The following is a 20180-nucleotide window of genomic DNA, read 5'->3' as shown; positions in this document are numbered from 1 at the left end:
ACTTTTTTCGAGACTTTTTTTGCTTGAAAATCTATAAAACAGCTCAAAAAAACTAAGATAGCTCTCACTATCTTAGTTTTTCATATATTCTACTCAAAAGCCAGCATTTCCTGTTGAATTTTATTCATTTTTTCTGTTAGTTGCATAAATTCAGCTTTGTTCCTATTATCGAGAGCTTTATCAATTTCAGCTCTAAGTTGTTCTAATTTTCTCTCTTCTAGGAGCATCGTCAGGAAGCATTCGATAAAAACGTTTGTTAATTCTTTTTCTCCTTTAAGGACACCCACCTGATTCATCAATGAATTAGAAAAATCACGCATTTCCACGACTACCACTCCTTCACTCATATTTATTACAATCTCAAAAAATTGTAATATGCCTAGAAAAAACAGAAAACAGCTTGAAAATACAACTTTACGAAAATCTAATGACTTGTAAATTTCCATGTGCTATAATGACAAAAAATAACTCATATCTTACTTTGGTGCTCAGTCGTTATTTGGAATTGTTGCGTATTAAGCAATAATTCTAGGTTTCTTCTTAGACATAAATACAAACATAGAGGAGTTGAATGAAATGAAAAAAGAACAAATCAGTACTCAGTTTTATGAAGTAAACCCGCACACGATGATTATTTTTCCGAAAAAATCTGGAAGTATAGTCTATTCAGAAATTTATGAAGTTGATTCTCATTATACTTCTAAATTTACCCCGTTTGAGCTAATTAAAACCAGCTGCAACTTTTTCGGATCAAGCTATGAGGGTCGTAAGGAGGGCACCAAGCATTTAATAGGTGTTACTCATAAGCCACCTATTATTATTGACCCTGTTACTTCCACTTATGTATTTCCAACTGTAGCACCAAGTTCAGTAGACTGTATTTGGATTTTCCCGCAACACATCAAAGACTATCATGCAATTGGATTTAACCACACTTTAATCACATTTTCTAATATGGAAACTTTTGAAATCGATATGTCTTTAGCATCTTTTAATAATCAGATTGCTAGAACCTCCATGTTACATATGAAATTTTCTCAAAAAATGCGTATGATGGAGAGTAACTTCCCTTCAATGAATATGTTTTTTCCACCTACTACACTAGCCGCTGAATCAAGACGTTTTTACAATACTATGCTTCCCGATAAAGAAGACCCTAAAGATCCTGAGCAGTAAATTTAAACTAAATAAAGCCAGCTACACAATTGCGTAGCTGGCTTTACCTTAAATTATTTTTTATTCTCAATCGCATCTGCAATTCGTTTTAACATTAATAATTCATCTTCTGAATATGTATACGGCAATTCTAAATACCATTTCTCAAGCTCAGGATTTCCAATCAACGGAAAGGCGTTTACTGAATTTTTTTCTCGTAAACCCGCTACATCATCTAATAAAAAATCTGTCGTTGTTCCAAGAATTTCTGCTAATTTTGCCAAAATAAAGATTGGCGGTCGGTGGTTATCATTTTCATATTTGCTTATTGTGGATGCAGTTGTCCCAATTTTCGCCGCTAATTGTTTTTGTGTTAACCGATTTTTCTTTCGTAAATGAATTAATTTTTCTCCAAATTCCAATACGCCCACCTCGCTTCATTTCCAGTATAGCAATTTTTTAGAAAGAATTCGAGAATTTACTAAAAAGAAATCGCCTTTTTAGTTTCAAAAGACGATTTCAATATTATTATACAGTTGGTTTCTTACGTAGAACACCAATTAATGCTGCACTGATTAATGTTCCAATAATAATTGCAATGATGTAGAACCATGGTTGAGATACTAGGAAGATAACGAAGACTCCTCCATGTGGTGCTAATACTTTGATATTCAAGAACATAACGATTGCGCCTGTGATTGCACTTCCGGCAATGAAACTTGGAATCATTCGAAGTGGATCTGCCGCCGCGAACGGTATAGCTCCTTCTGTAATGAACGAAGCTCCTAAAATAGAGTTAGTTAAGCCTGCATCACGTTCTTGAGCTGTAAATTTATTTCTAAAAATAAGTGTCGCTACAAATGTTGCAAGTGGTGGTACCATACCAGCAGCCATTGTCGCTGCCATGATTGCACTACCGCCTGTCGCTACACTTGCTGCGAGCGTTCCAGTTGCGAAAATATAAGCTGCTTTGTTAATTGGCCCACCTAAATCGGCTGCCATCATTGCTCCAAGCAGTAATCCTAAAATAACTGCGTTTGTACCACTTAAACTATTTAAGAAATCATTTAACCAAGTATTCAACGCGCTCATTGGCACATTTAATAGCAACATTAACAGTCCTACAATTAAAACAGATAAAACTGGATAGAATAAAACTACTTTGATACCGTCTAGTGTTTTTGGTAATTTTTTAAGTGCAAGTTTTACTAGTTCTACTGCATAACCTGCAAGGAAACCGCCGACTAATGCACCTAGGAATCCTGCGCCGCCAACAGATGCTACTCCGCCTGCTACAAAACCTGCTACAAGCCCTGGTCTATCGGATATACTGTAAGCAATGTAACCGGCAAATACTGGTAACATAAAGCCGAATGCAACATCGCCAATTTGTTTTAATAATGCTGGAATTTCGTTATATGAACCTAGTTTTGCAAGTTGATCTTGAGGAACACCTAGCATTTGATCAAGCATAAATGCAATTGCAATTGCGATACCGCCACCAATAACAAACGGTAACATGTGGGAAACACCACTCATTAGATGTTTGTAAATTTGTTGACCGATTGAAAGTCCATCTGCGCTTTCTACCGCTTGGCTTCCTTCTTCCGCTTTATACACTGGGGCATTTCCAGATATTGCTTCATTAATTAATTCTTCTGGCTTATGAATTCCCGCTGCAACTGGTTTAGCGATTAAATGCTTTCCATCAAAGCGAGGCATATCCACTTGTACATCAGCAGCGATAATAACACCGTCTGCTTCGGCAATTTCTTTATCTGTTAGACGGTTTTCAACACCTCTGGAACCATTTGTTTCTACTTTGATTCGAACGCCTAATTTATTTGCTGTTTCTTGTAATTTTTCTGCTGCCATATAAGTATGCGCAATACCTGTCGGGCAAGCTGTAACTGCTACGACTGATTTGCCAGTATCGTTATTTGATGTTGGACTGACAACTGTTTCTTCTGAATCTTCTTGTTCATGATTAAAAAGATTGATTACTTCATCTGGAGTTTTAGCATCTTTTAATGATTGAACAAATGCCGGGTGGACTAATAATCTAGAAAGTGCTGCTAAGGTTTCTAAATGAGTTGCATTAGCGCCATCTGGAGCGGCAATCATAAAGAATAAATGGGCTGGTTGACCATCTAAAGCATCATAGTCTAATCCTTTTTCGCTTTTAGCAAAAACAACGGTTGGTTCATTTACAGCTTTTGTTTTCGCGTGTGGCATTGCAATCCCTTCACCTACACCAGTGGAACTTTGTGCTTCACGGTTCATTATCGCTTCTTTAAAAAGGACCTCATCATTAATTTTTCCATTGCTTTTTAACGAAGCAATCATTTCATCGATAGCAGCTTCTTTTGTCGTTGCTTGTAATGACATAATCATAACATCTTTGCTTAATAAATCAGTGATTCTCATTTTAGTTCCTCCCTGTTATTTTAGTTATCTTCACTTGTGGTAGTAATTCATCTATTAATTCCTTTTGGGCTAAATCTGTTGAGAAAGCAGTTGCTCCACCTGTTGCAACACCAGCAGCGAAAGCTTTAACTGGGTCTCTTGTTTTATCAAAAGTTCCAACAAATCCTGCAATCATAGAGTCTCCAGCACCAACAGAATTTTTCAGTTCCCCTTTTAAAGCATCGGCGAAATAAACATCTTCTCCAGTAAATAGAAGGGCTCCGTCGCCAGCCATGGATACGATTACGTGTTGCGCACCTAGCTCCAGACATTTTTTCCCATATGGGATGAGATCCTCTACGCTTTCTAGTTTAGCGCCAAATAGTTCTGCTAATTCATGATGATTTGGTTTAATCAGAATAGGACGATTTGGCAATGCATCTAGTAGTTCTTGTCCTGTAGTATCAATCATAAACTCTGCTTGTTTTTCTTTACAAATCTGAATTATCTTATCGTAAAAATCATTTCCAAGTGAAGGTGGTACGCTACCAGACAAGATAACAATATCTCCAGCAGTTACTTTGTCCATCACTTTTAAAAATTCATTGATTTCCGTTTCTGAAATTGCTGGTCCTAAACCATTAATTTCTGTTTCTTCACCGTGTTTGAGTTTAATATTAATTCGAGTATCATCTTTTACTGTTACAAAACCAGTTTTGATACCTTCGTTTTGTAGCCAGTCGTTAATAAAATTGCCAGTAAATCCACCTAGAAACCCTGTAGCGAGACTCGGTACTTTCAATTGATTTAGCACTCTGCTGACGTTGATTCCTTTGCCACCAGGTAATTTATAATCTTGTTTCATGCGATTAAGTTCACCAAGGTTTAATTGGTCGATTTGCACAATATAATCAATTGATGGGTTTAAAGTAATTGTATAAATCATTTTTCTACCTCGATTATTTTAGTTTTTTGGATAAAGGATTCTTTTAATGCTGAAGGAATATAGTCTGTCACAATGGTAGCTTCTTCTATTGAAAACATTTTTGAAAAATTCACTTCATTAAATTTTGTATGGTCTGCTACAACAAAAACGCGATCAGCACGTTCTTTTGCGGCACGTTTTACAAAGGCTTCTTCCATATCAGGTGTTGTATAGCCATGCTCCGGATGCATCGCGTTAGTACCAATGAAAGCTTTATCAAAATGGTAGTTTTGGATATTATCTAAGGCAACGGCACCAATTATTGCTTTTGTATGCACTTTCATTTTGCCACCTAATAGATAAGCATCAATATTTTGACGAACTAGTTCTTCGATATGAGTTAATCCGTTTGTAACCACTGTGATATTTCGATTAGCTAAATGAGTAATTAATTCTAGTGTGGTGGAACCTGCATCTAAATAGATACAATCATTTTCTTCCACTAGGCTTGCACAATATGCAGCAATTACTTTTTTACTTTGAATGTTTTTGAATGATTTCTCATTCATACTTGGTTCTTGGTTATGAAGCTTTACAAGTTTAGCTCCGCCGTGTACACGCTGGATTAATCCTTGTTCTTCTAATTCGATTAAATCGCGACGAATGGTCGACTCTGAGGTATCAAGGCCTTCAACTAATTCTTGTAATTTAATCACACCAAGTTTCCCAATACTCTCCATAATAAGTTGTTTACGCTCTGCATTTAACATTATTACTCCTCCATCCAAAGTTAGTTTATCATCTTTTTCTTTCAAAATCAACCGTTTTCATTCAAAAACAATCACCGTAATTCAAATTCATTCATATTATAACATGTACACGCTCAAAAACCTTCATAATTATTCATCCAGCGCTTTTCTTATACAGTTCTAATTTTTAGCAGTATACTTGTTTAGAAGATAATTTTTGGTATTAGGAGGAGTTATTCATGCATACGGAATTAACATTCGATCAATTAGAAAGTTTTTCAAAGAAATGGCGTGAAAATCCAGATAAATTGGTTTTTCAAGCTAGTATTATGAAAAATGGGATTAAAGCCGCTACGGAGAATCCAATTTCAAAAGTGAACGTTCAGCCTGTTTTTTCTCATGAGGTTACTACAGATAAAGTTTCTAATCAACAGCAAAGTGGAAGATGTTGGATGTTTGCAGCATTAAATACATTTCGGCATAAATTGAATGGAACACTTGGTTTGAAAGATTTTGAGTTGTCGCAGAATTATACTAACTTTTGGGACAAACTTGAGAAAGCTAATTATTTTTTAGAGAATATTATTGAAACTGCTAATGAGGATGAAGATAGTCGCTTAGTCTCATGGTTGCTTGATACACCACAGCAAGATGGTGGTCAGTGGGATATGCTAGTTTCGATTATTGAAAAATACGGGGTTGTTCCTAAGTCTGCTATGCCTGAAACGTTCCAAAGCAGCAAGTCAGCAGATTTAAATCATTTATTAAATGAAAGACTTCGCACGGATGCGGTTATTTTGAGAAAAGCTGTTACTGAAAAGAAAGATACTGCCAGTTTGAAAGAAGAAATGCTTGCGGAAGTTTATCAGCTTTTGGTAATAACTCTTGGTGAACCGCCTAAAGTATTCGATTTTGAGTATCGAAATAAGGACAATGAATTTAAGCAGGATTTGCAGATTACGCCCAAAGAATTTTATGCGCGGTATGTAGATATTGATTTGAAATATTATATTCCACTAATAAATGCGCCGACCAAGGATAAACCTTTTAATCAGGCTTTCACGGTCGATTATTTAGGAAATATTGTAAATGGGACGCCTATTAAGTATTTGAATGTAGAAATGGATGTATTAAAAAAAGCCGCCGCTGATCAAATCAAAGACGGTGAAACGGTTTGGTTTGGCTGTGATGTTGGTCAACTTTCAGAAAAAACTACTGGTATTATGGATACGGATATTTTCTTGTTTAATCAGACTTTTGGATTTAAAACTGCAATGACAAAAGCAGAACGTCTTGATTATAAACATAGTATGCTTACACATGCGATGGTTCTTACTGGTGTGAATGTTGCCGGTGGTGAGGTAAATCGCTGGAAAGTGGAAAATAGCTGGGGAGAATCCATTGGTAATAAAGGTTATTTTGTTGCTAGTGATACTTGGATGGATGAATTCACATTCCAAGTAGTCGTGCATAAAAAATATTTATCCGAAGAATTGATTGCTGCTTTTAATCAGGAGCCGATAGCATTAAAACCTTGGGATCCAATGGGCTCACTGGCACTTTAAATCGTAAATTCTGAAATAATTTTTATGCCGTTCATTTGAAAAAGAGCTGCTGCTACGCCGGTACCGTCTTTTATTTTTCCAGAGAAGGTGCCGTCGTAAATAGCACAGCTACCGCAAGATGGACTTTTTTCTTTCATAATTATTTGTGTAATTCCGAGTTCTTTCATTTTAGCTAAAGTGAGGCTCGCTCCGTTTTTGTATTCTTCTGTTACATCTGTTCCTTGATTATCCATGACTTTAGCATGGCCTAACCAAACATCTTTACCGTCTCCTCCTACTATTTCTGCTGGAAACCTCGGTGTAGGCAGGCCACCTATAACTTCTGGGCAAAAAGAAATCGCTTCGCCGTTTTCAACCATTTGCTTTATTTTAGTAATTTCTTTATCTTTTCCATCATATCTACAGGCAATTCCCGCTAAACAAGCACTTACTGCTATCATTTGGTTTTTCCCCCTTTATTTATGTTTCATTTTAACATAAAAAGCTGTCACCATATGTAGGCGACAGCTCTTGTGTTATTAAATGTTTTGATAAGCTACGGCGATTTGGGTGCCGATTAATGCATTGTGTTTTACTAGTTCGATGTTTGCTTCAAGGCTCTTACCATCTGTTAGTTCTTTTACTTTTCCAAGTAGGAATGGTGTCACGTCTTTTCCATGGATGTGGTTTTCTTCTGCTTCTTTAAGCGCTGTGTGGATTACGTCGTTAATTACTTTTTCGTCCATCGCGAATTCTTCTGGGATAGGATTTGTAATTACTGCGCCGCCCTCGATTTGAAGATCCCATTTTGCTTTAAGGGATTCTGCGATAACTTCTGGATTATCTGCGCGTAATGTTAATTCTACATCGCTTGAACGTGTGTAAAATGCAGGAAGTACGTCTGTTTGGTAACCAATTACTGGAACGCCTTTCGTTTCTAGGTATTCCATTGTTAAGTTTAAGTCTAGAATTGATTTAGCTCCGGCACAAACTACAGCAACATTGGTTTTTGCCAATTCTTCTAAGTCAGCTGAAACGTCCATTGTTGTTTCGGCACCACGGTGAACGCCGCCAATTCCGCCAGTTACAAAGATGCCAATTTCTGCTAATTCAGCACAAATCATTGTTGCTGCTACAGTTGTTGCACCTAGTTGTTTCGTTGCAATAAGGTAACCGATATCACGACGAGAAACTTTTGCTACATTGCTGCTTTTAGCGAATAGTTCTAATTCTTCATCAGAAAGTCCGATTTTAATTTTCCCGTCAATTAAAGCGATTGTGGCTGGTACTGCGCCGTTATCGCGAATAATTTGTTCCACGTCACGCGCCATTTCCACGTTTTGTGGATAAGGCATACCGTGAGAGATAATAGTAGATTCTAGGGCAACGATTGCTTTTCCTTCTGCTTTTGCTTGTTTTACTTCCTCGGATAATGATAGATAATTTTTCATTTGAATTCCTCCAGATCTTTTTGTAGTTGGGATGTGGATAAATTTTGACGAACAGTGTACTCAGATTCGAGTGTTCGTGCAGCATTTACACTTCCCGCTTTTAAAATTTCTTGTAACGCTTTTCCTTCTAGCCATGCGTAGATAACCGCGGAGCAAAATGCGTCTCCTGCTCCAGTAACATCGACAATATTTTCAATCACAATTGCTGGTTCAAAAATGATGCCTTCTGCTTTATTTGCTGCAACTGCGCCTTTACTGCCATTTGTGACGATGACATTTTTCACGCCTAAATCTAACCATTTTTGTGCAGCTAAGCGCCAGTCATCATCATTTTCGATAGTCATTCCTAGGTGCGTTTCTGATTCATCTCGGTTGCAGATTAGCCATGTTACGTGATCAAGCCGTTCTGGTAAATGAGACATTTTTGGTGAAGACACAGGAACTAGGACTAATGGAATCGAGTTAATCTCAGCGAAACTGCCAAGATATTCTAATGTTTCTTTCGGACAATTCAAATCGGCAATGATGGCACTTGCTTGACTCAGCAAGCCTTCATTTTTTGCAAGCACATCTGGGGTTAGGTGGTCGTATGCATCCATGTCCGCTAGTGCAACGAGCAAATCTCCGTTGTTTTCGAGTACTGCTGTATAAGAACCTGTTGCGATGCTCGGGAATGCCGTGACATAATCTAAGTTCATATATGTATTACTGGCACTTTTAACAGCTTCCCAATCGGAATCTGTTCCACAAGCAGTGAGTAGTATAACTTCTTTTCCAAGGCGGCCAAGGTTTTCACCAACATTTCTAGCGACTCCGCCAGCACTTTGTGTTGAGCGCACTGGGTTTGATGTAGCTAGTTGGGCCTTGTCTTTAATATAAAACTTCCGATCAACATTCGCTCCACCTATACAAACAATTTGTTTGGCTTCATTTAAAATATAGGCTTTTCCTAAAATACGACCTTTTTTAATCAGGCCGGAAATGAGGTTCGCTACTGTCGGTCTCGATAAATCAAGGATATCAGCAAGTTCTTGTTGAGAAATGTAAGGATTTTTACGGATGGAATTGAAAATTATCTCTTCCTTTTCGTTCATTTTCGCTTTATTATTCTCCACGATATAATGCACCTCCATTCCAAACTTTTGTTTTAATTTCAAACACATGTTTATTATATATGTAAATGCTTTCTTTTGCAAACTAAAAAACGAAAATCCACTTCTTTTTAGGAAGAAAATTTTCGTTTAGGTTTATTTATTTTGGAGGATAGCTAGTTCTGCTTCGGTTAATGGGCGGTATTCACCGAGTGCAAGTGACTCATCTAATTGTAAATTTCCCATCGAAATTCGTTTTAAATAGCTGACTGTTTTTCCTCGAGCGGCGAACATTCTTTTTACTTGGTGGAATTTGCCTTCTTGGATAGTTACTTTTATTTCGTTTGGTGTGATAATTTCTAAGCGTGCTGGTTTGCAAGTGTAGCCATCGTCGAGTTCGATTCCGGCAGCGAAAGCTTCTACATCCTCGGCCGTAACATCACCATCAATTTTAGCATAGTATGTTTTATCTATATGCTTTTTAGGCGAGAGCAAATTGTGCGCGAGGGTGCCATCGTTCGTTATAATCAGCAAACCTTCTGTATCTTTGTCTAACCTGCCCACTGGGAACGGATCTGTAAGCGTGTCTTCTTGAGCGAGCAAATCGATGACGGTTTCTGACACATTATCCTCGGTTGCGCTCACGACATTTTGTGGTTTGTGGAGCATGAAATAGACGAATTCTTGGTAAACGACTGGGGTTCCGTGGACAGTTATTTGATCTTTGTCGGGATTTACTTGGGTTTTGCTGTCTTTCTGGATTGTGCCATTAACGACAACTGCCCCTGATTTAAGCAGTGGTTTCACTTCTTTTCGACTCCCGAAACCTGTATGGGACAATAATTTATCTAAGCGCATGGTTTAGCTCCTTTTTTCTTTTATTGTAACAAAAAAACGAAGCTTCCTCAAAGGCGCTCCGTTTTCTTTCTATTATTTAGTTTCGACGGCTTGTTTATTTTGGGGTATCGTTAAGCCGAGGTTACCTCTTAGTGTTGTCGCTGGGTATTCGTTTCGGTACAAGCCGCGACTTTGTAAAAGTGGAATAACTTGTTCGACAAAAGTTTCAAACGTTCCGGGAATGTCGGATGCGATAATGAAGCCATCCGCGGCCTCATTTTGAAACCAAACTTCAATTAAATCGGCTACTTGTTCTTTTGTTCCGATGAAAGGTGTTTTTGGTGTTGCTGCTTCGGTCGCTACTTGGCGAAGGGTTAGCTGACGTTCTTTGGCTTCTTTTTTGATTCGATCTGTAGTACTTTGAAAAGCATTTTTGCCAATATCGCCAAGGTCCGGGAATGGTTCATCCAAATCGAATTGGCTTAAATCATAGTCATCGAAATAGCGTGCTAGATAAGTGACGGCATTTTCTATTGGAATAAGATTGGCAAATTCAGTATATTTAGCTTCTGCTTCTTCCAAAGTATCGGCAACTATCGGGCTAATTCCCGGGAAAATCCGGATTTCTGCTGCATTTCTACCAGCTTTTTCGGCGCGAGTTTTCACATCTTGATAAAATTCGACAGCTTCTTCTAAGGAATCGGAATGCGTAAAAATAGCTTCTGCATTTTGAGCAGCGAAATCGCGTCCTGTACTGGAGGCGCCTGCTTGAAAAACGACTGGTTCGCCTTGTTTGGAGCGCCCGATATTTAATGGACCTTCGACTTGAAAATAATCACCTTGATGATTTAAGCGATGTAATTTTTCAGGATTAAAAAATTCACCGGTTGCTTTATTATAAGTAAACGCATCGTCTTCCCACGAATTCCAGAGCCCACGAACCACTTTTAAATGTTCTGCCGCAATGGTGTAGCGGTCGCTGTGGGTTGGGAGATTTTTCTTGCTATGGTTTCGCGCGGCACCTTCTTGCGGAGAAGTGACTAGATTCCATCCTGCTCGACCGCCGCTAATATGATCGAGGGATGAAAGTTGTCTTGCGAGTGTGAATGGTTCTGTAAATGAAGTCGAAAATGTCCCAACAAGGCCAATGTTTTTCGTAGACTCAGCTAATGCCGATAAAATCGTAATTGGTTCAAAACGGTTAAGAAAATGCGGAATCGATTTTTCGGAAATAAAAAGACCATCTGCAATAAATACAAAGCTAAATAGTCCTTGTTCCGCAATTTTAGCACGAGTTTTATAAAAATCTAAATCCGTACTTGCTGCTGGGTTAATGTCCGGATGGCGCCAACCGTCTGTTGTTCCGCCAACGCCGTGGATGATTGCGCCGAACTGGATTGTTTCTTTTCTAGTCATTTTACTTCCTCCTTTTCAAATAATGCTTTTTCTAAATGGTCGATGCCGATTTCTACGACCGCTTGGTAAGTCCCTTTTTCAATGTCGCCAATTTCTACGACTGGAACATGGCGAATGCCGTATTTCGCTTGCAGTACTTCTCGCAAATAATCATGGTCGGTAACGTCGATATCTTGGAAGACAATTTTTTGCTCAGTTAAATAATCTTTCACATCTTTACAATAATGACACCCTACTTTACTCCAAACAACGACATTAGCCATGAACAACTTCCTCCTTTATTGATTCACTTAATAATTGGTATGAATAACGCTTGATTTCAGTTGATTTAATTGGTGTTAAAATGACAAAATCTTGGATATTATATTCTGCTGAAAGTCGTTTGATCTCTGTTCCGACTTCTTGTTTTGTTCCTGTGATTGCGCCAATTCGTTGGGTAATAAACTGATATGTTTGGTCGATATCTTTTACGTAGGCTTCCGCTTGTTCGCGCGATCCGACATTAACCCTCCGTCCGTCTGCAAGCTCGACTTTGATTGATTCTCGCTCAGGAATATGTCGGTCTGCCGCGATTTTGGTTTCCGCGACTACGACAATAGGCGCTAATTGAAAACTGGCTTTTGGATTAATTTGGTATTCATCAAAGGTTTCGCGCGCTTCTTTCAAGACGCTCTCTTCTCCGTTAATAAAATAAGCGAAAACAAAGGAAATTCCTAGCTCAGCGGCTTGTTTCGCGCTCGCCGTACTCCCTCCGAGTAAAAAGATTTCTGGATTAGTTGCTGGAAGTGGTTTTGCTGCGATAGCGGTGGGTGATTTATGCGAAATCAGCTCAACTAATTCTGCCAATTTAGCATCGAAGGTTCGGACTGGTTTGGCAAAGTCTTTTTGGAGGGCATCGGTTGCTGGTTGGAATCCGCCTGGTGCTTTTCCGACTCCAAGCGAAATCCGGTCTGGCGCTAAATTTGCTAGCACATGAAATTGTTCGGCAACTTTATAAGGGCTGTAGTGTTGGAGCATTATCCCGCCAGATGCAAGCTTGATGGTATTCGTTTTTGCAGCGATATATCCAAGCAGTACTTCCGGCGCAGCCCCTGCTATTTCGTCTGAATTATGATGTTCCGCAACCCAAAAGCGATAATAGCCAAGTTGTTCCGCGAGTTGCGCAAGTTCTACAGTATTTTGCAAAGTTTCACTTGGGTGCTCGCCCGGATTAATAATACTTTGATCCAAAATGCTCAATCGAATGGTCATATGACACGCTCCTTTTTCACTTCTTTGATTTCATATAAATAATCCGCTGAAACTCGGTGTAAAAAGCGTTTAGTTCGTTCTTCTTTTGTATGATTGAATACTTCGTCAGGCGTGCCTTGTTCGACAATTAATCCCCCGTCCATGAAAACGACTTGATCCGCGACCCGTTTCGCGAACTCCATTTCGTGTGTAACAACTATCATTGTCGCTCCCGCCCGCGCAATCTCTAGCATCACTTCTAAAACTTCACCGACAAGTTCTGGATCCAGTGCGGCTGTTGGTTCATCAAATAAAATGACATCCGGATTAATCGCAAGTGCTCGCGCAATGCCAACGCGTTGTTTTTGTCCACCAGAAAGTTGGGAAGGATAAGCACTGTATTTATCTGCTAATCCTACTTTCGTGAGCTCGCGTTCGGCAATTTCGCGCGCTGCTTTTTTCGGGATTTTTCTCGCAACGGTTAGTCCTTCCATCACATTTTGAATGACCGTTTTATGCGAAAAGAGATTATATTGTTGAAAAACCATCGCGGTATTTTTTCGCAGTTGCAACACTTCTTTCTTGCTTGGTTTCTTGCAGTTAATTATTTGGTCATGCATCGAAATTTCGCCATTTTCGGGTCGTTCCAGTAAGTTTAAGCAACGTAAAAAGGTCGTTTTCCCTGATCCACTTGGACCGAGAATCGTTACTACTTCTCCTTTTTTCACGGTTAAATCAATTCCTTTTAAAACCTGATTTTCGCCAAAGCTTTTTTGAATATTTTTAATGGTAATCATACTGCCCCTCCTTGGTATTTAGCGATATTCTTTTCCAAAATATAATTAATTGCTTCAATCAACATAGTTAAAAACCAATAAATGAGTGCGGCACCAATAAATGCTTCGAGAAACGCGTAATTGTCGGATGCTACAATCGTTGCCATTCCTGTGATTTCGGGGACTGCGACGATAGCTGCGATGGATGTAGTATGTAAAAATCCAATGCATAAATTGGTGAAATTCGGCAGAGCAATCATAAAAGCTTGCGGCAACAGAACCTTCCGAATCGCTTGACCATGCGTGTAACCCATGGAGTACGCAGCTTCCATTTGCCCAATATCAACTGCAATGATGCCAGAACGCAAAATCTCGGTGAGGTAGGCCCCCGCCGTGAAAGATAGTGCGATAATCACAAAAATCACAACCGGAATTTTATTCGCAGATATGCCTAAATCAAATGACTTTCTTAAAAAATCAACAACCAGTGGAATTCCTAGGTAAATTAACATAATATGCAAAATTGCTGGCGTACTTCGAAAAAAGGAAACATAAAACTTAGCAATTGGTTCTAAAAAACGTATATGATACATCCGAATCAGCGTCAAGCCAATTGCGATAATAAAACCGAACAGTATCGGAAAGAAGGTCATCGCAAGTGTTAGTGGTATCGTTTTTAGCATTGCCATTACGGCTGTTCCAATAAAAGGCACATCAAGCGGCATCATCATCTCTCCTTTACAGTTCTATATCGAAAACACTTGTAAATCTGGTATTTTCCTTTTTGACTCGTTTTTCAATCCATTTGAAGGAATATTCAAGTAAGACGGCTGTAATATAGTAAATAATCGATAGCGAAATATAGACTTCCAGCGCGTGATTGCTCAGGGTTATTAAGGTTTGTCCTCTTCCCGACATATCCATCACCCCTATCGAAAACGCGAGCGATGTATCTTTCAAATAGCCAATGACTAAATTTCCGAAATTCGGTAACGCTTGATACAACGCTTGTGGCAAAATAATCCGCAAAAATGTCTGACGCCCGTTTAGCCCAACACTATAAGCTGCTTCGGCCTGCCCAGCATCCACACTATTTACCCCAGCGCGAATCACTTCTGCAATCGTCGCCGCACTACTTAACGCATAGGTTGCAATCGCGGCATAAAGTGGATCCATTTGGGATAAATCAATCCCAAAAACACTGGAAAGCGCCGGAATTCCGTAGAAAACAATAAATAATTGCACCATAATCGGTGTCCCACGGAAAAACGAAATATACACTCGCGCAAATTGATTCAAAACCGGAATCTTGTAAATTCGGGGTAACGATAAAATTACGCCTAATATAAAACCGAAAATAAGCGAGAGTGCCAAAATATACAACGTAATCGGTAAATAACCAGCTAACGTTGGAATAAAATCAGCAATCATTTTCACATCGAACGCTTTATCCATTTTGATGGCACTCTCCCTCTTTTAATATTGTTCTTTTGAATAATCCGCACCAAGCCATTTTTCACTTAATTTTTTTAAGGTCCCGTCGTCAATAATGGACTGCAGCGCCTTATCTACGTCTTTACTCAGTTTTGTTTCATCTTTTCCAAGCATGAAATATACTTTCGCATTAGATAAAACATCGCCAACTACTTTTTCTTTGATTGCACTCGTTTTATTTTGGAAATCAACTGCAAATGGTGTGGAAATCGTTGCATCAGCGCGACCTGTTTTTAGTTGGTTCGCTGCGTCATTTGATCCTTGCCCTTCATACGCAATTTCAAAATTATTACCTTGTTCTTCATTAATTTTCTTCAAAATTAGTGCGCCGTTTGAAGTGGCACTTGTGATAACGCGTTTTCCAGCTAAATCTTTTGTGCTATTGATGCTGTTGTTACTATCTAGTACCGTCAACTGCAACGGGAAATTATTATACGCTACATCATTAAATAAAAATTTCTTCTCACGTTCTTTGCTTTTTTCCATTTGATGCGCGACAATATCCACTTTTCCAGCACCAAGGCTAACGAGTAAATTGGAAAAATCCATCGTTTTAAATTTGAACTTATAGCCTGGCAAACGTTTATCGATTTCTTTCACTAGTTCGACATCATAGCCAGTCAATTTGCCATTTTCATCTAAAAAGCAGACATTTGGAAATTGCGTCCCTGTTCCGACCGTGATTGTTTGTACTTTTTCATTGGCTGCTTCTGGTTCATCTCCTGCTCCACATGCGCCTAATGTTAATACCGCCGTGAGTGCCAGTGCTAAAATCCCGTATTTCTTTTTCATCCTTTTTCCCCCTTTTTATGTCCAGCTAGGTATTCCAAGTAACGCGGCGTCGAATTTTTCTGGAATTAAGATTTTCCGCATCATCACGCCAACATCACCGTCTTCTTCATGTTCAAAATAAACTTCATAACCACGGCGCAAATACATATCAAGCAGCCACGGGTGTTTTCTGGCAGATGTTCCAAGCGTAAGCGCCGGGGCTTTCAATGTATCACGAAGGACTCGCTCTTCCACATACGTTAATAATTTATCGCCAATCCCTTGTCCTGCAAGTTCTGGAGCCGTTGCAAACCACCAAACAAATGGATATTTGGAAGGTGGAGAACTACTCTCCCATGGAAAACGAACGGTAATTGTCGAGATTAATTTACCATCCCGTTCTAGAACAAACGCAGAAGAATTCACAATATTTTCTGTTACCATCGTCAAATCTGCATTAGTTGAAGGCCAATCAATCCCTAGTTCCTTCACTGATTGAAAAGCACTTGATAACAATTCCAGAAACTCTGGCGCATCTTCTACAGTCGCCACTCTAAAAATATCTTCTGTCATTTACCGTTCTCCTCCTTACACTTCCACTGAATTTTGATTTAATAATGAAATAAATTGGCTTAATGCGAGATCTAGTCGTTCTTTTGCAGTAGCTTCAATTTCATAAAGCCCATCCCCGAGCCGTTCAATTTGCTTGTCCACCGTAAACTGACCTTTTAAAATGGTTTCAGCTCCAAGCTCTTTTAAAACTGGATCAAGTGCATATTGCAGTGCCAACAAATGACCATTTGACCCGCCAAGCCCGAGTGGCAATACGACTTTCCCTTTCAACGCTTTGAGTGGCAATAGGTCTAAATAGGCTTTTAGCACACCCGAATAGGCCGCTTTAAAAATTGGTGTTGCGATTATCACACCTGAACTACTCTCCACTTCACTATTCGCGAGCTGAATATCTGGATGTGCGAAATCCGCGTTCACTAAAGCTTCTGGCTGAATTTTGTGCACTTCGATAATTCTCACTTCCGTACCATTATTTACTAATTCATTTGCTGCTAGTTGGATTAAACCCGTAAGTCGAGATTCCGTTTTGATTCCCCCAGCAATAATTGTCACTTTTCCCATCAAATCGCCCCTTTTAATTCACATCAACTTACTTGGTTTTCAGATATTAGCTATACTATAAAGTAAAAGATTCTGTTTGGCTAATCAAAAAAACTAATGGCTAACCACAGTAATACTAATAGTTAGACTTCAATCCGCATTATTCCTATGAATTTTATCAGATTAATAAATTGCTTCTACTAATTTTACGGTGTATACTGTTAGAAATATCAAAAAACTCCAATATGAAGGGGGAATTATATTGGAATTTCGAACCATTAAAACTTTTTATACAGTGGTTAATACGGGAAGTTTTCAGCGCGCAGCAGAAGTATTAAATTATTCGCAGCCGACCATTTCGATGCGCATTAAGCAATTGGAACAAGATTTAGATGTTCAATTATTCGAACGTGGCAAAACATTAAAACTAACACACGCAGGCAGACTTTTTTATGAAAGAGCCGGTCAGCTTATCGCACAATATGAAGTGCTTGACCACACCATTTTCGACTTAAAAAATGGCAACGCTGGACTAATTAAAGTAGGCATATCCGAGCCTAGTGCCAGCCTTGTTTTACCGCAGATTTTAAAGCAGTTTCTTACTGATTTTCCAAAACTCATGGTGAATGTGGCAGTGGATGACGCCAACACATGTAGTCAAAAATTAATTGACGGGGAAATTGATTTCGCAATTTGCGGGGAACCAGAGCTGATTTTGGAGAATTTTTACTTTCCATTTTTCCATGATACGTTAGATTTAATTGTGTCAGAAAACCACCCTTTGGCTTCGAGATCATCGGTAGATTTACTTGATTTACGTGATGAATGCTTTATTTTCACTCCAGCAAACTGCCCGATTCGCATTCAAATTGAACAACATCTAAAACGCGCTATTGGTAGTGATTATAAAAAAATGGAACTCACAAGCAGCATGTCGCATAAATATTTCGTGCGTGAAAACGTTGGTGTCTCTATCTTTACTAGCACTGCACATTCTGAACTACTGGACGGGACGGTACGTATTCCAATTAACAATCTACCAATTTCACCACCGATTGGTCTGCTAACTAACCAAAAAGAAAAAGATTTTGATAGTACGACAAAGGAATTTATCGACCGAATTATTTATTATTTTGATGATAAAAAAAGACAGGTAGACTAACCAAATAGTCTACCTGCCTTTTTCTTAAAATTCTAATTGCAAATTTGCCTCAATTGCGAGCAAGTTATCACGATACACTTTCATTTCTTTCCGAGTAATCGTCCCTTTTTCAAAATACTGTTGAATCGTCTCACGTTCAATTTGAGAAGCTAAGTCAATGGTTGTTTGTAGCGTCTCATCATCGCTCTCTTTTTTATTCGACCGGTTACCTAACGCTCGCTCAAAATTCATCAAATAAAGTGAAATGATTTCTGGGTTAAACTCATTCGGATCCAGTTCTTGCAGTTTTTGAATGACGAATTGATTATTTTCATTTTGCAATTTGGCACGTTCTTTTCGGCGTTCTTCAAACGTAAGCGGTACAATGCGAAAATCGCGAATGCTGTGGCTAAGTAGTTGGCGGTACCTTTTTCTTGCGCGGTACTTCTCTGCTCGTGTTTGGACATAAAGTCGTTTCCCGAGTCGCATCATTAGCGAAAGCCCTACCCCAGTGTCAATTTCTCGCTCAAAAACTAACCTTCTCGTATTTTCAAGTTGCCATTCTTGCGTTAATCGCCGCAACTCTCGCTCCGTCGCACTGACTTCTTTATGTTCCATTAATGAGAAAATCCGATTATTATACATATTTAACACTTTATTCATTTCTACGGTATTTTCATCTGTTTTATAAGCTTGAAGTTGCTGTACGATATCACGAAGCAACAGTATGTCTGTCGTATGGTCCGCCGTAACAACATCCTTTTTCGCTGCAAAAAGTGGTAACGTAAAATTAGCCAGAAGTAGCGTCGTAATAATAACTCCTGCCGCAATAAAAATCAGCAAATCTCGCTCAGGAAAAGCATCGCCATTTCCAAGCACAAATGGTAATGACAGCGCACTGACTAAAGTTATCGTGCCACGAACCCCAGCCACCGTATATAGAAAAGTATTTTTCAACCGACTAACTAAATCAGCTTTCGGATTTTCCTCGTAATTGCGGAAGAATAAAATCCATAAAAATCGTAGTCCGAGTAGCAAGAAAGTAATTCCTATAATATAGACAAACAGCATGCCTTTTTGGATATTTGCATCTTGCCAAATGGTCGTCAAAATTTGCGGCAACTGCGTCCCAAGCAGAATAAATACTAAGCCATTTAAACTAAAAGTAATTACTGACCAAGTGTTTTTTGACAGCAAATTCAATTGCGCCATTTCAGGATTTATTTTTTTATAACTAAATGAATGCACCATTCCACCGCTGACTACGGCCAAAATCCCGTTCACGCCAACTTTTTCTGCTACCATAAAAATCAAAAATGGCAACAAAATTTCCATTAGCATAAAGGAAGTCATGTTTTCTATCCCCAACTGGCGTAAACCGCGCATAAGACCAATTTTCAGCACACTTAGTAACGCTCCAAGCGCAATCCCACCTAGCGACAATAGCAAGAAACTAGTTCCCGCAGACATAAAGGAAAAGGTTCCCGTCACAAGTGCCAAGACGGCGAATTGAAAGGAAACAAGTCCAGAAGCGTCGTTGATAAGCGACTCACCTTCTAAAATGTGCATAATTTTATGTGGCACTCTTACTTTTTCAGCTAGCGCACCGACCGCAACTGCATCGGTTGGTGCCAGCGCCGCAGCAAGTGCAAACGCAGCCGCAAATGGTATCGCTGGAATTAAGTAATGAATAAACGCACCTAAAATCCCCACCGTAACAAAGACTAATCCAATCGACAACGACAAAATAGCCTTCCGATTTTTCCATAAAGATTTTTTATCCGTACTAGCCCCATCATTAAAAAGAATCGGCGCCATAAAGAGTAATAAAAACAACTCCGGATTCAAATCCATCGTATGATCCCCAAGCGGAATTGCTAAAATAATCCCGAGCAGCACCTGAATTAAAGGTACCGCAATACTCGGCAAAAATCGACTTAGCACATTCGACAAAAACACTGCGCTTAACATTAATAAAATCAGTTCAAAAATCTCCATTAATACATCCCTCGTCCCCATCTTCCTGCCATACAACAAACCCCCGAGCATGGCATTTCTACCGTTCCCATATTAGCAAAAAA

At 39.0% G+C, this 20180-nt stretch carries 22 protein-coding genes; 3 read left to right on the top strand and 19 right to left on the bottom strand.

Annotated features, from left to right (window positions below; translation table 11 throughout):
• Positions 1 to 89: 89 nt before the first annotated feature.
• On the bottom strand, positions 90 to 446 hold the full coding sequence (locus tag HCB49_RS07290; RefSeq protein WP_185392456.1) for an IDEAL domain-containing protein: 357 nt from the start codon (positions 444 to 446) through the stop codon (positions 90 to 92).
• Between the two features lie 130 nt (positions 447 to 576).
• Here HCB49_RS07290 and HCB49_RS07285 point away from each other — a divergent pair, with 130 nt between their 5' ends.
• Positions 577 to 1176, top strand: a complete 600-nt coding sequence (locus HCB49_RS07285) for a competence protein ComK (protein ID WP_008948579.1) — start codon at positions 577 to 579, stop codon at positions 1174 to 1176.
• Positions 1177 to 1229: 53 nt separating this feature from the next.
• On the opposite strand, the gene relB is transcribed toward HCB49_RS07285, so the two are convergent.
• The 4 genes from relB to HCB49_RS07265 all read right to left on the bottom strand — a co-directional run bounded on the left by relB (position 1230) and on the right by HCB49_RS07265 (position 5256).
• Entirely contained in the window at positions 1230 to 1577 is a 348-nt protein-coding gene (gene relB / locus HCB49_RS07280; RefSeq protein WP_003739618.1) for a type II toxin-antitoxin system RelB family anti-toxin, read from the bottom strand.
• A gap of 106 nt (positions 1578 to 1683) precedes the next feature.
• Complete coding sequence (locus tag HCB49_RS07275; RefSeq protein ID WP_185604549.1) at positions 1684 to 3582, bottom strand: PTS fructose transporter subunit IIABC; 1899 nt, start codon at positions 3580 to 3582, stop codon at positions 1684 to 1686.
• A gap of 1 nt (position 3583) precedes the next feature.
• The gene (gene pfkB / locus HCB49_RS07270) at positions 3584 to 4507 is read right to left on the bottom strand and encodes a 1-phosphofructokinase (RefSeq protein WP_185604548.1); all 924 of its coding nucleotides are present in this window, start codon (positions 4505 to 4507) and stop codon (positions 3584 to 3586) included.
• The gene (locus HCB49_RS07265) at positions 4504 to 5256 is read right to left on the bottom strand and encodes a DeoR/GlpR family DNA-binding transcription regulator (RefSeq protein ID WP_185604547.1); all 753 of its coding nucleotides are present in this window, start codon (positions 5254 to 5256) and stop codon (positions 4504 to 4506) included. Before HCB49_RS07265 ends, pfkB begins: the two co-directional genes overlap by 4 nt.
• A 218-nt stretch (positions 5257 to 5474) precedes the next feature.
• Between HCB49_RS07265 and pepC the strand changes: the two genes are divergently transcribed.
• Positions 5475 to 6800, top strand: a complete 1326-nt coding sequence (pepC, locus tag HCB49_RS07260; RefSeq protein WP_185604546.1) for an aminopeptidase C — start codon at positions 5475 to 5477, stop codon at positions 6798 to 6800.
• Here the strand turns inward: pepC and HCB49_RS07255 are convergent.
• The 13 genes from HCB49_RS07255 to ssuE form a co-directional block, all read right to left on the bottom strand.
• The gene (locus HCB49_RS07255; RefSeq protein ID WP_185604545.1) at positions 6797 to 7240 is read right to left on the bottom strand and encodes a 2-thiouracil desulfurase family protein; all 444 of its coding nucleotides are present in this window, start codon (positions 7238 to 7240) and stop codon (positions 6797 to 6799) included. The two genes, pepC and HCB49_RS07255, sit on opposite strands and share 4 nt — an antisense overlap.
• Positions 7241 to 7318: 78 nt before the next feature.
• On the bottom strand, positions 7319 to 8230 hold the full coding sequence (locus tag HCB49_RS07250) for a pseudouridine-5'-phosphate glycosidase (protein WP_185392450.1): 912 nt from the start codon (positions 8228 to 8230) through the stop codon (positions 7319 to 7321).
• On the bottom strand, positions 8227 to 9345 hold the full coding sequence (locus HCB49_RS07245; RefSeq protein WP_185604544.1) for a carbohydrate kinase: 1119 nt from the start codon (positions 9343 to 9345) through the stop codon (positions 8227 to 8229). Before HCB49_RS07245 ends, HCB49_RS07250 begins: the two co-directional genes overlap by 4 nt.
• A gap of 132 nt (positions 9346 to 9477) precedes the next feature.
• Entirely contained in the window at positions 9478 to 10179 is a 702-nt protein-coding gene (locus HCB49_RS07240; RefSeq protein WP_185604543.1) for a pseudouridine synthase, read from the bottom strand.
• A gap of 72 nt (positions 10180 to 10251) precedes the next feature.
• A complete protein-coding gene (locus HCB49_RS07235) occupies positions 10252 to 11574 on the bottom strand; it encodes an LLM class flavin-dependent oxidoreductase (RefSeq protein ID WP_185604542.1) in 1323 nt (440 codons plus the stop codon).
• Positions 11571 to 11837, bottom strand: coding sequence for a glutaredoxin family protein (locus tag HCB49_RS07230; RefSeq protein WP_185604541.1), 267 nt, complete (start codon positions 11835 to 11837; stop codon positions 11571 to 11573). Before HCB49_RS07230 ends, HCB49_RS07235 begins: the two co-directional genes overlap by 4 nt.
• Positions 11830 to 12825, bottom strand: coding sequence for an LLM class flavin-dependent oxidoreductase (locus tag HCB49_RS07225; RefSeq protein WP_185604540.1), 996 nt, complete (start codon positions 12823 to 12825; stop codon positions 11830 to 11832). Before HCB49_RS07225 ends, HCB49_RS07230 begins: the two co-directional genes overlap by 8 nt.
• Positions 12822 to 13601 carry an amino acid ABC transporter ATP-binding protein gene (locus HCB49_RS07220; protein ID WP_185604539.1) on the bottom strand — a complete coding sequence of 260 codons (780 nt, stop codon included), beginning with the start codon at positions 13599 to 13601 and terminating at the stop codon, positions 12822 to 12824. The genes HCB49_RS07225 and HCB49_RS07220 overlap by 4 nt, the downstream gene beginning before the upstream one ends.
• Positions 13598 to 14305, bottom strand: coding sequence for an amino acid ABC transporter permease (locus tag HCB49_RS07215; protein WP_185604810.1), 708 nt, complete (start codon positions 14303 to 14305; stop codon positions 13598 to 13600). Before HCB49_RS07215 ends, HCB49_RS07220 begins: the two co-directional genes overlap by 4 nt.
• A gap of 13 nt (positions 14306 to 14318) precedes the next feature.
• Positions 14319 to 15035, bottom strand: a complete 717-nt coding sequence (locus HCB49_RS07210) for an amino acid ABC transporter permease (RefSeq protein ID WP_185604538.1) — start codon at positions 15033 to 15035, stop codon at positions 14319 to 14321.
• A gap of 21 nt (positions 15036 to 15056) precedes the next feature.
• The gene (locus tag HCB49_RS07205; protein ID WP_185604537.1) at positions 15057 to 15866 is read right to left on the bottom strand and encodes an amino acid ABC transporter substrate-binding protein; all 810 of its coding nucleotides are present in this window, start codon (positions 15864 to 15866) and stop codon (positions 15057 to 15059) included.
• Positions 15867 to 15881: 15 nt separating this feature from the next.
• Positions 15882 to 16418, bottom strand: a complete 537-nt coding sequence (locus HCB49_RS07200) for a GNAT family N-acetyltransferase (RefSeq protein WP_185604536.1) — start codon at positions 16416 to 16418, stop codon at positions 15882 to 15884.
• 15 nt (positions 16419 to 16433) lie between these two features.
• Complete coding sequence (ssuE, locus tag HCB49_RS07195; RefSeq protein WP_185481321.1) at positions 16434 to 16979, bottom strand: NADPH-dependent FMN reductase; 546 nt, start codon at positions 16977 to 16979, stop codon at positions 16434 to 16436.
• A 241-nt stretch (positions 16980 to 17220) separates the two neighbouring features.
• Between ssuE and HCB49_RS07190 the strand changes: the two genes are divergently transcribed.
• The gene (locus HCB49_RS07190) at positions 17221 to 18120 is read left to right on the top strand and encodes a LysR family transcriptional regulator (protein ID WP_185604535.1); all 900 of its coding nucleotides are present in this window, start codon (positions 17221 to 17223) and stop codon (positions 18118 to 18120) included.
• 24 nt (positions 18121 to 18144) lie between these two features.
• On the opposite strand, the gene HCB49_RS07185 is transcribed toward HCB49_RS07190, so the two are convergent.
• Positions 18145 to 20097: a Na+/H+ antiporter gene (locus tag HCB49_RS07185; RefSeq protein ID WP_185604534.1), complete on the bottom strand. Its 1953-nt coding sequence runs from the start codon at positions 20095 to 20097 to the stop codon at positions 18145 to 18147.
• Between the last annotated feature and the right edge of the window lie 83 nt (positions 20098 to 20180).

Origin of the sequence: Listeria cossartiae subsp. cayugensis (genome assembly GCF_014229095.1) — a bacterium.
In the GTDB taxonomy this organism is placed as follows: domain Bacteria; phylum Bacillota; class Bacilli; order Lactobacillales; family Listeriaceae; genus Listeria; species Listeria cayugensis.
This window is presented reverse-complemented; position numbering and strand designations above follow the sequence as displayed.